13 protein-coding genes are annotated in these 14,992 nt (G+C 42.4%); 7 read left to right on the forward strand and 6 right to left on the reverse strand.

Going from position 1 to position 14,992, the window contains the following annotated elements:
- Positions 1-228 precede the first annotated feature (228 nt).
- The 3 genes from PR699_RS17885 (at position 229) to PR699_RS17895 (ending at position 3,882) form a co-directional block, all read left to right on the forward strand.
- Positions 229-1,137: an EamA family transporter gene (locus PR699_RS17885; protein WP_014657511.1), complete on the forward strand. Its 909-nt coding sequence runs from the start codon at positions 229-231 to the stop codon at positions 1,135-1,137.
- Between the two features lie 328 nt (positions 1,138-1,465).
- Positions 1,466-3,559: a pyruvate/proton symporter CstA gene (cstA, locus tag PR699_RS17890; RefSeq protein ID WP_014657510.1), complete on the forward strand. Its 2,094-nt coding sequence runs from the start codon at positions 1,466-1,468 to the stop codon at positions 3,557-3,559.
- Between the two features lie 125 nt (positions 3,560-3,684).
- A complete protein-coding gene (locus tag PR699_RS17895) occupies positions 3,685-3,882 on the forward strand; it encodes a YbdD/YjiX family protein (protein ID WP_004925837.1) in 198 nt (65 codons plus the stop codon).
- Between the two features lie 78 nt (positions 3,883-3,960).
- On the opposite strand, the gene efp is transcribed toward PR699_RS17895, so the two are convergent.
- Positions 3,961-4,527, reverse strand: a complete 567-nt coding sequence (gene efp / locus PR699_RS17900; protein ID WP_004925840.1) for an elongation factor P — start codon at positions 4,525-4,527, stop codon at positions 3,961-3,963.
- 43 nt (positions 4,528-4,570) lie between these two features.
- On the opposite strand from efp, the gene epmB reads away from it, so the two are divergent.
- Positions 4,571-5,599, forward strand: coding sequence for an EF-P beta-lysylation protein EpmB (gene epmB / locus PR699_RS17905; RefSeq protein ID WP_004925842.1), 1,029 nt, complete (start codon positions 4,571-4,573; stop codon positions 5,597-5,599).
- Positions 5,600-5,646: 47 nt separating this feature from the next.
- Here epmB and PR699_RS17910 read toward each other — a convergent pair whose 3' ends face one another.
- The 4 genes from PR699_RS17910 to PR699_RS17925 form a co-directional block, all read right to left on the reverse strand.
- Complete coding sequence (locus tag PR699_RS17910) at positions 5,647-5,991, reverse strand: DUF4156 domain-containing protein (protein WP_014657509.1); 345 nt, start codon at positions 5,989-5,991, stop codon at positions 5,647-5,649.
- Positions 5,992-6,629: 638 nt separating this feature from the next.
- Positions 6,630-8,273, reverse strand: a complete 1,644-nt coding sequence (gene groL / locus PR699_RS17915; protein WP_004925846.1) for a chaperonin GroEL — start codon at positions 8,271-8,273, stop codon at positions 6,630-6,632.
- 51 nt (positions 8,274-8,324) lie between these two features.
- Entirely contained in the window at positions 8,325-8,618 is a 294-nt protein-coding gene (locus PR699_RS17920) for a co-chaperone GroES (RefSeq protein WP_008914587.1), read from the reverse strand.
- 164 nt (positions 8,619-8,782) lie between these two features.
- Positions 8,783-9,295: an FxsA family protein gene (locus PR699_RS17925; RefSeq protein WP_004925855.1), complete on the reverse strand. Its 513-nt coding sequence runs from the start codon at positions 9,293-9,295 to the stop codon at positions 8,783-8,785.
- Between the two features lie 507 nt (positions 9,296-9,802).
- Between PR699_RS17925 and aspA the strand changes: the two genes are divergently transcribed.
- Both aspA and PR699_RS17935 read left to right on the forward strand, forming a co-directional pair.
- Positions 9,803-11,227: an aspartate ammonia-lyase gene (aspA, locus tag PR699_RS17930; RefSeq protein ID WP_004925857.1), complete on the forward strand. Its 1,425-nt coding sequence runs from the start codon at positions 9,803-9,805 to the stop codon at positions 11,225-11,227.
- A 145-nt stretch (positions 11,228-11,372) separates the two neighbouring features.
- A complete protein-coding gene (locus PR699_RS17935) occupies positions 11,373-12,695 on the forward strand; it encodes an anaerobic C4-dicarboxylate transporter (RefSeq protein WP_004925858.1) in 1,323 nt (440 codons plus the stop codon).
- A gap of 253 nt (positions 12,696-12,948) precedes the next feature.
- On the opposite strand, the gene PR699_RS17940 is transcribed toward PR699_RS17935, so the two are convergent.
- The gene (locus PR699_RS17940) at positions 12,949-14,088 is read right to left on the reverse strand and encodes a glycerate kinase (RefSeq protein WP_272577872.1); all 1,140 of its coding nucleotides are present in this window, start codon (positions 14,086-14,088) and stop codon (positions 12,949-12,951) included.
- A 203-nt stretch (positions 14,089-14,291) separates the two neighbouring features.
- Between PR699_RS17940 and PR699_RS17945 the strand changes: the two genes are divergently transcribed.
- Positions 14,292-14,870, forward strand: coding sequence for a transcriptional regulator (locus PR699_RS17945; protein WP_014657506.1), 579 nt, complete (start codon positions 14,292-14,294; stop codon positions 14,868-14,870).
- The last annotated feature ends 122 nt before the right edge of the window (positions 14,871-14,992 follow it).

Raw genomic sequence — 14,992 nt, forward strand, 5'->3', positions numbered from 1 at the left:
ACTGCGCTTCAAACGGTTTAGAGTACATATTCAGGTCGTCCTGAAAACGTGAAGTGAAATACCATTATAAATCCTCGATTTCCCCAACTCAAGTAATAAAAAATAACAAATTAGCTGCAATCAACAATAGAAATTTACATATTTGTACTGTATTAAAATTTCTATCGCGAAATTATACAACCAGAGGTAGAGTAGAAAGCTTCACTTACGACAGCCATTGAGAGTAGCATGAGCTTCAAAGATATATTACTCGCCCTGTGTGTGGTTATCATTTGGGGTGTTAACTTCGTGATCATTAAGCTCGGCGTTACCGCGCTTCCACCATTATTATTAGGGGCATTGCGTTTTATATTCGTGGCATTTCCCGCTATTTTTTTCTTTAAACGCCCAAAGATCCCCTTCAAATTATTACTCTTGTATGGGTTAACGATTAGCTTTGGTCAATTTGCTTTCCTCTTTTGTGCCATTCGTGTAGGTATGCCCGCTGGGGTCACATCCGTTATTTTACAATCCCAAGCCTTTTTCACCTTACTCTTAGGTGCCGTCATCTTAAAAGAATCTCTACAAGCCACCCATTTCATAGGAATGCTAATTGCCGTCGTTGGGCTAACAATATTGGCTAAAGGTGCAACAGCCGGTGGCTTGGATGATATTCCATTATTAGGATTAACTTTTACGCTAATCGCAGGGCTTTCATGGGCATGTGGTAATATCACCAATAGGATGATTATGCACAATCAGCAAGAGGAAAAATGCAGTGCACTCTCCTTGGTCAGTTGGAGTGCTCTCATCCCTATTATCCCTTTCTTAATAAGCTCATGGCTATTTGAAGGTGAAGAGGCCATTGTACAAGGCCTATCTGATTTTAATTGGTCAGTATTTGGCACCATCATTTACCTTGCTTATCTATCTACTTTTGTGGGTTATGGTTTGTGGGGTGTTCTATTAGGTCGCTATGAAGCTTGGCGGGTTGCTCCTTTTTCTCTGTTGGTGCCCGTATTCGGCCTAAGCAGCAGTGCATTATTCCTTGATGAGCATATAAATAGCATACAATTTGCTGGGTTGATACTCATCATGTTTGGGCTGATTATTACCTTATTTGGTAAAAAGCTCATCCAACGGATCAGAAGCCATTAAGCCAAACTAGGCAGGGTATAGACTTTCAAGCTCTGCCTATGATTTCGCTCTTTATATGCACCAACTACACCAGCGTATAATAGCAATATAAAGAAAATAAATAGCATTTCTCACAAATCAATCGCTTTCCCTCTAGCTGAAATCGAAATAAAATCCAGTTAACTGCTATTATTTAGTGATATTAATAACAGTTATGAAATTTATTTTTACTCACTGTTAGGTTTCACGTTTTAGCTATCTTGCCTTTCCGTTAACTCTAGCTATATGTGTCAGTAATCTGCAAATACAAAAATGCAAACGGCTTAATAATAAAACGGATGGGATGGCTATGGGTAAACAATTAATTTGGATTGTGCTAGCGATATTAGGCGCTTTTGCTCTCGGTTATATCGCATTAAATCGAGGCGAGCAAATTAATGCGCTATGGATCGTCGTTGCAGCGGTTTGTGTCTATTTAATCGCATATCGTTATTACGGACTGTTTATTGCTAAAAAGGTACTACAAGTCGATTCAACACGAATGACACCCTCTATCCGTCATAACGATGGCTTAGATTACGTTCCGACAGATAAAAAAATTCTCTTCGGTCACCATTTTGCAGCAATTGCAGGGGCAGGACCACTGGTAGGCCCGGTATTAGCCGCTCAAATGGGGTATCTGCCAGGCATGTTATGGCTGCTAGCAGGGGTCGTATTAGCGGGTGCGGTTCAAGATTTTATGGTGCTTTTTGTGTCGACTCGTCGAGATGGCCGCTCACTGGGTGAATTGGTCAAAGAAGAGATGGGGAATACTGCGGGCATCTTAGCCCTTATCGCTTGCTTTATGATTATGGTGATTATCCTTGCAGTGCTTGCGATGATCGTCGTCAAAGCCCTTACACACAGCCCATGGGGCACCTATACAGTCGCCTTTACCATTCCTCTTGCGATATTCATGGGAATATATACCCGTTATATTCGCCCTGGTCGTATTGGTGAAGTGTCTATTATTGGTCTGGTATTCCTTGTATTTGCAATTATTTCAGGTGGATGGGTTGCCGAAAGTGAAACATGGGCACCGTATTTTGACTATACCGGTGTGCAACTGACATGGATGCTTGTTGGATATGGGTTTGTTGCCGCAGTTCTGCCTGTTTGGCTACTGCTGGCACCTCGCGATTACCTTTCTACCTTTTTAAAGATTGGTACCATCATCGGGTTAGCCATTGGTATTCTTATTTTAAACCCCAATTTAGAAATGCCAGCGCTGACCAAATATATTGATGGCACAGGCCCTGTCTGGGCAGGTGATCTGTTCCCGTTTTTATTTATTACTATTGCTTGTGGTGCTGTTTCTGGTTTCCATGCTTTAATTTCATCAGGAACAACCCCCAAAATGCTTGCGAATGAGAACCAAGCTTGCTTTATCGGCTATGGCGGCATGTTAATGGAATCGTTTGTCGCGATTATGGCATTGGTTGCCGCTTGTGTGATTGATCCCGGTGTCTATTTTGCCATGAACAGCCCTATGGCGATGTTAGCACCTGCTGGTACTGAAGATGTCGTCGCTTCGGCTGCGCAAGTTGTCAGTAGCTGGGGCTTCCAAATAACACCTGAGCAGCTAACAAATATCGCCAATGAGGTCGGTGAAAACAGCATTATTTCTCGAGCAGGTGGAGCTCCAACACTGGCGGTAGGCATGGCCTATATCTTACACGGCGCCCTCGGCGGTTTAATGAATGTGTCGTTTTGGTATCACTTCGCTATCTTGTTTGAAGCGCTGTTTATTTTAACGGCTGTCGATGCGGGAACCCGTGCGGCACGCTTTATGCTACAAGATTTATTAGGCGTGATCTCACCTTCTTTGAAACGAACCGACTCACTTCCTGCAAACCTAATTGCAACAGCATTATGTGTACTTGCATGGGGGTATTTCCTTCATCAAGGTGTTGTTGACCCACTCGGTGGTATCAATACACTCTGGCCACTTTTTGGTATCGCAAACCAAATGCTAGCAGGTATGGCCTTAATGCTCTGTGCAGTAGTCCTGTTCAAAATGAAGCGTCAACGCTACGCATGGGTTGCTTTAGTGCCTACTGCGTGGTTGCTTATTTGTACAATGACCGCAGGATGGGAAAAAACATTCAGTGAAGATGCGCGCGTTGGTTTCCTCGCTGTAGCCAATAAATTCCAAGCAATGATTGATAGTGGAAATATCCCATCGCAATATACTGAGTCACAACTAACACAGTTGATTTTTAATAACCGTTTAGATGCTGGGTTAACAATTTTCTTTATGATCGTTGTCGTGCTACTCGCGATATTCTCAATCCGTACAGCATTAAAAGCATTGAAATCTTCTGAGCCAACAGCGAATGAAGTTCCATATGAACCAATGCCAGCTAACTATCAGGAAATTGTTGCGAATACACGCCATCACTAATTCATCGTGTATGGACAAGATACGCTTAGATTCAACGAAAACGAGCCACCTCATCCTATTTGTGGCTCGAGTTTTCAAATAACGCTCAAGCGCTCTAAAGTTAGAAGCGAAGTAAGGAGATTAAGATGTTTGGTTCACTCGGCAATGCGGCTCGTTACCTTGGGCAAGCAGCCAAAATGATGATTGGTGTGCCTGATTATGACAATTACGTTGCTCATATGCGACTTAATCATCCAGATCAAACACCAATGACATATGAAGAGTTCTTTAAAGAGCGCCAAGATGCTCGCTATGGTGGAAAAGGCGGGTTTAAGTGCTGTTAAATTCAGCTTCTCTTTTTGGGTAAAAAAAACCGTAATGTCTTACAACATTACGGTTTTTTAGCTTCAAGCAAACAGGTATTATTTCACGCGTGAAACGTATTCGCCTGAACGAGTATCAACTTTGATCACTTCACCAATCTGAACGAACAGAGGAACTTTAACCACTGCACCCGTGCTTAAAGTCGCTGGCTTACCGCCAGTACCCGCTGTATCACCTTTCAGACCTGGGTCAGTATCTGTGACTTCTAACTCAACAAAGTTAGGTGGAGTCACCGCGATTGGGCGGCCATTCCACAGAGTCAAGATACAATCAGCTTGGTCGATCAGCCATTTAGCGTTATCACCAACCGCTTTTTCGTCCGCTGCAAGCTGTTCGAAAGTTTCGTTGTTCATGAAATGCCAAAACTCACCGTCGTTATAAAGGTAAGTTAAGTTCATATCCATGACATCTGCGGCTTCGACAGAATCAGTAGACTTAAATGTTTTTTCCAACAGTTTGTTAGAAATCAGTTTACGAATACGAACACGTGCAAACGCTTGACCTTTACCCGGTTTAACGAATTCACTATCAAGAATTGCACAAGGTTCGCCATCTAACATGATTTTAAGACCTGAGCGGAATTCATTGGTACTATAAGTAGCCATGGAGATCCTCTAATTTATACACTAAAAATGGCATAGCCAAAAAATGGTCGATATTGTAACTCAAAATACCTCATCCAGAGAAGTCTGGATACAACAACTTGCTGAAGCAATCACTAATCCTGATGAATTGCTTCAAATACTGGGGCTAGAAAGCCATCAAGCATCGAAAGATGGCAACGACGCACGCAAATTATTTCCATTACGTGTACCAAGGCCGTTTATTTCGCGCATGAAAAAAGGCGATCCACAAGACCCTCTGCTATTGCAAGTATTAACTGCAAAAGCAGAATTTGATACCTATCCGGGGTTTTCTACAGATCCATTAGATGAACAAAATAATGCGATCCCCAGTTTACTCCACAAATATCACAACCGAGCATTGATGTTGGTGAAAGGGGGCTGTGCAGTAAACTGCCGTTACTGCTTCCGCCGACATTTTCCTTATGAAGATAATAAGGGAAACAAAAATAATTGGTTGATAGCTGTGGATTATATAAAAAACCACACTGAACTCAATGAAATCATCTTTTCAGGGGGTGATCCCTTGATGGCAAAAGACAGTGAACTGGATTGGTTAATTGGGCAACTCGAAGCGATCCCCCACATTAAGCGGCTGAGGATCCACTCTCGTTTACCTGTAGTGATCCCCGAACGCATTACCACTAACCTGTGTCAGCGACTTGCCCACTCACGTCTTCAAGTGATCATGGTAACGCATCTCAACCATGCTAATGAGATAGATGATCACTTTAAAGCCGCGATGCAAAAATTAAAAAATGCCGGCGTGACCTTACTCAATCAAAGCGTACTGTTACGTGGGGTGAACAATGATGCAGATACATTGGCGAATTTAAGTAATGCGCTATTTGATGCGGGTATCCTGCCGTATTACTTGCATGTTTTAGATAAGGTGCAAGGGGCTGCGCATTTCTTAGTGAGCGACCAAGAAGCTAGGTTGCTAATACAACAATTGCTTGGGAAGGTTTCTGGCTATTTGGTGCCAAAATTAGCACGGGAGATTGGCGGAGAGCCGAGTAAGACGTTACTCGACCTAAACCTAAGACAGTGCTGAAATAAAACGCCCGCATCGTCTATACGATCGGGCGTCAGATATTCATTTTAGGGGCACTTATAAACTTGGCCGACCATTTTACTATCAACTGGGATAAAACTAGAGAGGATAGTTTCACTTGGGCTAGTCGCACCAAAAATCACATTTCCGCCCATTGCGCCTGCTTTATTACGCAGATCATTTGCCGCGCCGCGCATAGAGCTTGATTCACTATTGACACCGCTCAACCAGTTGCTTTGAGTTCCTGTGACTTGACCAAGGAGCTGGCAATCACTTCCAGGTTGGTTTTCAACAAAACGAACTTGTGAGCCCGCCGCAGTTAAATTAGTTGTTGTCGAACAACCTGCTAAAAGTAGTAATGCAGCAGCACCAAGCAATACTTTAATACGCATGTTTTCCCTCATTTATCATAGTGTTTTTGCAGCTGGTTTGAGAACCACTCATTCCCTTCTTTGTTCAATATACCGTTGCTATTAACGGCATCATTGAATTGATCTTCATTAGCGCTACTAAATTATAGTCACTCGAGCGCCTATTTACAGCCAAAATTCGCCAGATCTATATTGAGAGATATGGATAACGGTTCAAAGTATCAACAAAGGCATGACCATAAAATTTGCCCACCCTCGTCAGCAAACAAAGCTTACCATAAAACGCGTATACTCTAAATAATTCGAAACATCACATGAAATATAAAGAGCCTATAACGCTTTCACCTTTGGTTACTCACCAAACCACCTTTTGCCTTACTCCAAATATAACCTGCCGCACGGTCTTTGCGCAAAAATAAATGCACAATTATACAATTAGCAAACTCAAGGGCTTTTACTCAAAATAAGCGTATCGAAATCTTTCGCGTCATTTTAGATTATCGATATTCTCCACTTTAGACATTCGGTCGGCCTACCATCAATCAACTCAAACATATTTATTCATATAAAAAACCGGTATTGTCGGTTAATACCAACAATACCGGTTAGAAGGCTTAACAGTCATTATTGACTGTGTGAGCGTGATGCGGCCAATTGGCTTACATCATACCGCCCATTCCACCCATACCGCCCATGCCTGCAGCACCTAAATCAGGGCCTTCATCTTTAGGCATTTCAGTAATCATCGCTTCAGTTGTGATCATCAGACCAGCGATAGATGCAGCGAATTGCAATGCAGAACGAGTTACTTTAGTTGGATCCAAGATACCCATCTCGATCATATCACCATAAGTGTCAGTTGCTGCGTTGTAGCCTTCGTTGCCTTGAACTGCTTTAACTTTGTTAACAACAACAGAAGCTTCTTCACCTGCGTTAGTGACGATTTGACGCATTGGTGCTTCCATCGCACGCAGTGCAACGCGGATACCCACGTTTTGCTCTTCATTATCGCCTTTCAGTGAAGCCAGTTTAGCGGCAACACGTACCAGTGCAGTACCACCACCAGCAACAACACCTTCTTCAACCGCTGCGCGAGTTGCGTGCAGCGCATCGTCGACGCGAGCACGTTTTTCTTTCATTTCAACTTCAGTTGCCGCACCAACTTTAATTACAGCAACACCGCCAGCTAATTTAGCAACGCGCTCTTGCAGTTTTTCACGGTCATAATCAGAAGTTGATTCTTCGATTTGTTGACGAATTTGTGCAACACGACCTGCGATAGCAGACTCTTCACCAACACCATCAATGATAGTTGTTGTGTCTTTGTTGATAACGATACGTTTTGCTTGACCCAGATCTTCTAATGTCGCTTTTTCAAGCTCCATACCGATCTCTTCAGAGATAACAGTACCGTTAGTCAGGATAGCGATATCTTGCAGCATTGCTTTACGGCGATCACCGAAACCAGGTGCTTTAACCGCAGCAACTTTCACGATACCACGCATGGTGTTAACAACCAGTGTCGCAAGTGCTTCGCCTTCAACATCTTCAGCGATAATCAGAAGTGGTTTGCTCGCTTTAGCAACGCCTTCTAATACTGGTAGCAGTTCACGGATGTTAGATACTTTTTTATCAACTAACAGGATGAATGGGTTTTCCAGTTCAACAACACCCGTTTCTGGCTTGTTGATGAAATAAGGAGACAGGTAACCACGATCGAACTGCATACCTTCAACAACATCCAGTTCGTCTTCCAGACCAGTACCTTCTTCAACAGTGATAACGCCTTCTTTGCCGACTTTATCCATTGCTTCTGCAATTAACTTACCAACGGTTTCGTCAGAGTTTGCAGAAATTGTACCAACCTGTGCGATAGATTTAGAGTCTGAACATGGAACAGACAGTGCTTTCAGCTCTTCTACAGCTGCAACTACTGCTTTATCAATACCACGTTTCAGATCCATCGGGTTCATACCCGCTGCAACGGCTTTCAGACCTTCAGTAACAATAGCTTGCGCCAGAACTGTTGCAGTTGTTGTACCATCACCCGCTGCATCGTTAGCTTTAGAAGCAACTTCTTTCACCATCTGTGCGCCCATGTTCTCGAATTTATCTTCTAATTCGATTTCACGTGCAACAGAAACACCATCTTTAGTGATAACTGGTGAACCAAATGATTTATCAAGAACCACATTACGGCCTTTAGGGCCCAAAGTTACTTTAACTGCATCTGCTAGAATATTCACACCACGAAGCATTTTTACGCGTGCGTCATTACCAAATTTAACGTCTTTAGCTGCCATTATTTCTTTCCTTTAAATTCTTTTCGTTAGTTGAGAAGATCTAAGTGAAAATTACGCTTCAACAATCGCGAGGATGTCACTTTCTGACATGATCAGCACTTCTTCGTTGTCGATTTTTTCAGCTTTCACGCCATAACCGTCGTTAAAAATAACGATGTCGCCGACTTTCACATCCAACGCTTTGATTTCACCATTTTCAAGGATGCGACCATTACCAACGGCGAGGACCTCACCACGCGTAGATTTACCTGCTGCAGTGCCAGTCAGAACGATACCGCCTGCAGATTTTGATTCAACTTCTTTACGCTTGACGATAACACGGTCATGCAATGGACGAATTTTCATTAATAGTTCTCCTATAAATAAAGTCCACACTAGGTAAAAGGACGATACCAGTATGCCTAAATAAACCAGTACCATGTTTCAGCAGATTGGGGCTAATTGGAGTGACTTCAAGGGGGGAAGATAAAATTTTTTTGTTTTTACCTTCCCTATTTTAATGGGGGCTCTTACTTATAGCGGTTATCTTTTTCTGATTCGTTAGAATCATCGGATTTATCGAGTTTATATGATGGATCATCCTGTTTACGTTGGAATTCCCCTTCAAATGTATCCCCTTGTTGAAATGGGTTATTACGCCCTGCACTAAAACCATTTCCAGTTTGGGAAAAACGGATATGTGGAATCAAACGCATGACGAACAATTTTTGCACAGGAGGTAACAATAACAGCAAACCAATAAAGTCAGTAAAGAACCCTGGCAGGATTAATAAGAAGCCAGCAAGTACCAACGCAACGCTTTTAATCATTTCTGCTGCGGGGCTTTCACCTGCTGCCATTTTTTGCTGGATCTGCATAACATTTTTCATTCCCTGATTTTTGACCAGAGAAATTCCCAAACAAGATGTCAACACAACCAGTATGAGTGTTGCCAATACCCCAATTTCTGAAGCAACACGAACGAATATGACAGACTCAATATAAATGAGAAGGCATATCAATATTAGTGGTAACCAGCGCACAAGTTCTCCTTTATTTCAATCAGCTATCTCCTTCGTTCTTCTTATTGCTCAAGTATCGACCACTCTCTATTCGAGTCATGTTCTCAGAGAGTTTGCCACCTATTCACACCCAGAAGTTCGTTGGATATAGGTTAGTTCTCGCCTCTTGGAAAACCTTTGTGAACTGTATCTAAGAGACAAACAACAACATTCGCTTTTTCACATAGTATAGACATAATGATGGAGGTCACTATAACGCTTTTCAACTCATGGAGATTTCTAATTTTTTTGGTTTCATCTGTGAGTATGTTCACATATTTTGAAATCTGTTTCATAAATCAAACTATATAGTGATCTAGGTTCAAGGTAATCATTAAAGAACCGCATATCATCTACTCATAAATCAGTAGATCATCATGCTGATAATGGAGTAACAGGTGTTTAACACCTAGAATGTTTTGTTTTACGGTATATATTTTTTAAAAGCGCATAATAGACAGTAACTGTAATCTAATTAAGAAGGTTCTCATGTCAAACAATACTCGTATCGAAGAAGACCTGTTAGGTCAGAAAGAAGTCCCATCTGATGCCTATTACGGTGTTCATACTCTGCGTGCGATTGAAAACTTTTATATCAGCGACCGCACCATTAACGACGTGCCCGAATTTATTCGCGGCATGGTAATGGTTAAAAAAGCGGCAGCAATGGCGAACAAAGAACTTCACACTATTCCACGTAACATTGCAGATACCATTATCAAAGCATGTGATGTTGTACTGGATACCGGTAAATGCATGGACCAGTTCCCTGTTGACGTATTCCAAGGTGGTGCAGGTACATCACTAAACATGAATACCAACGAAGTCCTTGCAAACATTGGTCTTGAACTGATGGGTCATAAAAAAGGTGAATATGAATACCTAAATCCTAATGACCACTTAAATAAAAGTCAGTCAACCAACGATGCCTATCCGACAGGTTTCCGTATCGCCGTATACAACTCCGTTGTGAAACTGATTGAATCGGTTGAATACCTGAAAAAAGGTTTTGAGAAAAAAGCAGAAGAATACAAAGACATTCTGAAAATGGGCCGCACCCAATTGCAGGATGCTGTACCAATGACCGTTGGTCAAGAATTCCATGCCTTTGCAACGCTCTTAAAAGAAGAAGAGAAAAACCTAAAACGTAGTATTGAATTACTGTTAGAAGTGAACTTAGGTGCAACGGCAATCGGTACAGGTTTGAATACTGCGCCGGGCTACCAAAAATTGGCTGTTGAGAAATTAGCAGAAGTGACTGGCTTACCTTGTGTACCGGCAGAAGACCTGATTGAAGCGACATCTGACTGTGGTGCATACATCACCGTTCACGCTGGCCTAAAACGCCTTGCCGTTAAGCTATCTAAAATTTGTAATGACTTGCGCTTACTGTCTTCTGGCCCACGTGCAGGCCTCAAAGAGATCAATCTGCCTGAATTACAAGCAGGTTCTTCAATTATGCCAGCAAAAGTTAACCCAGTTATTCCTGAAGTGGTTAACCAAGCTTGTTTCAAAGTTATCGGTAACGATGTTTGTGTTACAATGGCAGCTGAAGCGGGTCAGCTACAGTTGAACGTAATGGAGCCAGCTATCGGTCAAGCGATGTTTGAATCCATTTCTCTGATGAACAATGCGTGCCGTAACTTAGTTGAAAAATGCATTAACGGTATCACAGTGAACAAAGAAATCTGTGAAGCGTTTGTTTTTAACTCTATCGGTATTGTTACTTACCTGAACCCATTCATTGGTCACCATAATGGTGATATCGTAGGTAAGATCTGTGCTGAAACAGGCAAGAGTGTCCGTGAAGTCGTTCTGGAGCGCGGCCTACTGACCGAAGAGCAGCTGGATGATATTTTCTCTGTTGAGAACCTAAAACACCCAGCTTATAAAGCGAAAAGATTTGATGACTAATCGTTTATGCTAACCATAAATAACTCTTAAAAATCAAGGCACGCCTCTCCTTCGGAAAGCGTGCCTTTTTAGTTTTATGCACACACAAAAAATTAACACTACAGTTTCATATTTTTAATTTTAAATTTGTCGAGGAGTAAACACTATGTTAGCCGTAGAATTTATCATTGTTCTGCTGGCCATATTTTTGGGGGCCCGTCTCGGTGGGATAGGTATCGGCTTTGCCGGTGGCCTAGGTGTACTGGTACTCGCTGCTATTGGCGTAAAACCAGGTACTATACCATTTGACGTTATCTCTATTATTATGGCTGTGATCGCTGCCATTTCTGCAATGCAAATTGCAGGTGGACTTGATTACTTAGTCGATCAGACAGAAAAACTACTGCGTCGTAATCCTAAATACATCACCATCCTTGCACCAATCGTGACCTATTTCCTAACCTTATTTGCTGGTACAGGGAATATCTCTTTAGCAACTTTACCCGTCATTGCAGAAGTGGCAAAAGAACAAGGCGTCAAACCTTGCCGCCCACTTTCAACTGCGGTTGTTGCGGCTCAAATTGGTATTACAGCGTCCCCAATCTCAGCGGCAGTTGTGTATATGGCCTCTGTAATGGAAAACTCCGCCATGGTCGGTGCAGGTAACACTGTTAGCTATATTACGTTACTCGCTATTTTGCTGCCATCCACTTTCCTTGCTATCATTTTGATGTCATTCATCATCTCTTGGACGTTTAACTCGAAACTGTCTGATGATCCTGTTTACCAAAAACGTTTAGCAGAAGGCTTAGTTGAACTGCGTGGTAGCCAAGTTAAAGCTATCAAACCTGGTGCAAAATCATCTGTATTTTTGTTCTTGCTAGGCGTTGTCGGTGTTGTTGTCTACGCTATTATCAACAGCCCAAGCTTAGAAATAGTCAAAACACCATTGATGAACACCACTAATGCTATCTTAATCATTATGCTGAGTGTAGCGACCCTCATCACTATTTTATGCCGAGTCAATACAGACGCGATCCTTAACTCAAGTACCTTTAAAGCCGGTATGAGCGCATGTATCTGTATTTTAGGTGTTGCATGGTTAGGTGATACATTCGTACAACATAATATTGATTGGATTAAAGCAACAGCGGGTGACCTGATCCATGAACATTCATGGATGCTAGCCGTGATCTTCTTCTTCTGTTCAGCTCTACTGTACTCACAAGCTGCAACAGCAAAAGCGTTGATGCCTATGGCACTCGCGCTTCATGTTAGCCCACTGACAGCTATCGCATCATTCTCAGCAGTATCTGGTCTGTTTATTCTACCAACATACCCAACACTGGTTGCTGCTGTACAAATGGATGATACCGGAACCACACGCATTGGCCGTTTCGTCTTTAACCATCCATTCTTTATTCCGGGCACTATTGCCGTGATCTTAGCTGTTACCTTCGGTTTCCTATTCGGCGGTATGATCCTGTAGTTATTGGATATTCTACCCATACAAAAACCCGCAATATTTTGCGGGTTTTCTTTTAAAAAACTAAATAGCGTTGCACGGATAACCCAGACCGTATCCTACTAGCAGATTTATTCATACGCCATTGCACAGATAGCAGGGCATGTTTAGATTTGAATGTGCAGTCATCAAGCCATAAACCGCTATCATTCACCTCATAAAAGCAATTAAGTCATCAAAACAGCTATCCGTGATGAATTAACCTATCGTCGCGCGATTAAAGCTTCTGCCCTATTTTTAACACCTTCGTCACATTATAAGCGGTCTGCTGTAAATTAATGGCGCCTTCATTTAATGCTTCGTCGAGCGCGCACAAGCGAGGCAATATGCTAAAGAAAGCATCAATGCCTTCTTGATGTAAAGCGTCCACACCTTTCCCTAACACACCACTTAATGCTATCACTGGAACATGGTATTTTGCCGCCACTTTGGCAACACCAATCGGTGCTTTCCCCCCTGCGGTTTGCCCGTCCATACTCCCTTCACCAACGATCACTAAATCAGCATCCATCATCTCTTTTTCTAAATCGACCGCTTGAATCACAATATCGATGCCCGGTTTTAGTTGTGCTCCCAAAAAGGCGGCTGCGGCGACAGATATTCCTCCAGCCGCACCACCTCCTGCTAAGTGACGGTAATCTATACCTGTTGTGCTTTTTATTACATTTGCCAGTTGATTCAGCCCACGTTCTAACATGGCAACCATTTCAGGTGTTGCCCCTTTTTGAGGACCAAATACTGTAGCGGCACCACGCTCACCAACAAGAGGGTTGTCCACATCACACGCCACATCAATGTCACAATCTTTTAAACGAGGGTCGAGACCTGAAATATCAATACTGGCGATCTTATTGAGTACTTCCCCCCCTTGGCCTAGCCGTTGTTGCTGCTCATCATAAAAAACAGCCCCTAAGGCTTGCAGCATACCAACGCCACCATCAACCGTTGCACTGCCACCAATACCTAAAATAATCTGCTGTACGCCTTTATCTAAGGCATTTTTAATTAATTGACCTGTGCCATAACTGCTGGTTAGCATCGGGTTACGCTCTTTTGGCGGAACTAACATCAATCCACTTGCAGCAGCCATTTCAATCGCTGCTGTCGTTCCTTGATGAAGCAAACCATAAGCTGCTGTTATAGGTTTATTGAGTGGATCAAATACCTCAACAGATACTCTTTCTCCGCTCGCAGCGGCAATCAGCGCATCAACCGTACCTTCCCCACCATCTGCTATGGGTAGACTTAAAAACGTTGCATCAGGAAATACCGCTTGGAAGCCTTGTTTCACGGCATCGGCAGCAGATTCTGCACTCATGCTCTCTTTGAATGAATCTGGAGCTATAATAATTTTCATGATGAGTACCTATGAAAAACACGATAATTATTTAATCGTATCATGTTGATAGCTCTCATACTGCAAATTGTCTGACAGTTACCCTGATCACACCTTACCTATTTTTGTCATCAACAATATTGCTCACAAAGCAAACTGCTATAAATCAATAATGATCATTGTTATGATGGGAAGATGAGAACAATATTGTGATGGAGCTAACAATGTCAGTACAGCGCGAACAAATTTTAAGCCATGCTCTAAACCAGTTAGAAAAACAAGGCCTCTCTGCCTCTATCGAGCATCTTCTCCATGAGATAGCCCCTGATTTCAACATGATCCGCCAATTTTGGCCTGATGATGAGGCCTTAGTGTACGATTGCCTGCGTTATCATGGGCAACAGATTGAAATTTGGCAACGTCAAACACGGTTAGATGAGTCGTTAAGCCCCCAACAAAAACTTTCCGCACGCTACCAACAGCTGTACCAACGTGTTAGCGAAGGGCGTTTCCCAGGATGTTTATTTGTCTCAGCCTGTAATCACTATCCTGATCCACAGCACCCTATCCATCAACTAAGCCGAATACAAAAAGATAACTCTTTTCTATATACCAAAGAGTTATTAGATGAATTAGATATTGAAGACCCCGTGCTCGTGGCAAATCAAATGGAATTAGTTTTAGAGGGCTGTTTGAATCGTTTACTGATTCAAAGAGATATTAAAGATGTCGAAATTGCTCAGCATCTCTCAGAGGATATTTTAACTATTGCGTTATGCCGTAAAAAAGGAGCGTTAAGTTAATAAAACAGTAATCGCGCGTTAAACCAACAATTTTTGCTGAAAAAGAAAACACTCAGTTAAAAACTGCGTTTTTTTAGCAAAAATTCGTTGACGCCAACCACCTAATACGGTTTAATGCGCCC

The sequence above is a fragment of the Providencia sp. PROV268 genome, from assembly GCF_028477805.1.
GTDB lineage: Bacteria > Pseudomonadota > Gammaproteobacteria > Enterobacterales > Enterobacteriaceae > Providencia > Providencia stuartii.

Excerpts from the sequence above, each read along its gene's own strand:
- PR699_RS17885 (WP_014657511.1), top strand. The coding sequence starts at position 229 with ATGAGCTTCAAAGATATATTACTCGCCCTGTGTGTGGTTATCATTTGG.
- cstA (WP_014657510.1), top strand. The coding sequence starts at position 1,466 with ATGGGTAAACAATTAATTTGGATTGTGCTAGCGATATTAGGCGCTTTT.
- PR699_RS17895 (WP_004925837.1), top strand. The coding sequence starts at position 3,685 with ATGTTTGGTTCACTCGGCAATGCGGCTCGTTACCTTGGGCAAGCAGCC.
- efp (WP_004925840.1), bottom strand. The coding sequence starts at position 4,527 with ATGGCTACTTATAGTACCAATGAATTCCGCTCAGGTCTTAAAATCATG.
- epmB (WP_004925842.1), top strand. The coding sequence starts at position 4,571 with ATGGTCGATATTGTAACTCAAAATACCTCATCCAGAGAAGTCTGGATA.
- PR699_RS17910 (WP_014657509.1), bottom strand. The coding sequence starts at position 5,991 with ATGCGTATTAAAGTATTGCTTGGTGCTGCTGCATTACTACTTTTAGCA.
- groL (WP_004925846.1), bottom strand. The coding sequence starts at position 8,273 with ATGGCAGCTAAAGACGTTAAATTTGGTAATGACGCACGCGTAAAAATG.
- PR699_RS17920 (WP_008914587.1), bottom strand. The coding sequence starts at position 8,618 with ATGAAAATTCGTCCATTGCATGACCGTGTTATCGTCAAGCGTAAAGAA.
- aspA (WP_004925857.1), top strand. The coding sequence starts at position 9,803 with ATGTCAAACAATACTCGTATCGAAGAAGACCTGTTAGGTCAGAAAGAA.
- PR699_RS17935 (WP_004925858.1), top strand. The coding sequence starts at position 11,373 with ATGTTAGCCGTAGAATTTATCATTGTTCTGCTGGCCATATTTTTGGGG.
- PR699_RS17940 (WP_272577872.1), bottom strand. The coding sequence starts at position 14,088 with ATGAAAATTATTATAGCTCCAGATTCATTCAAAGAGAGCATGAGTGCA.
- PR699_RS17945 (WP_014657506.1), top strand. The coding sequence starts at position 14,292 with ATGTCAGTACAGCGCGAACAAATTTTAAGCCATGCTCTAAACCAGTTA.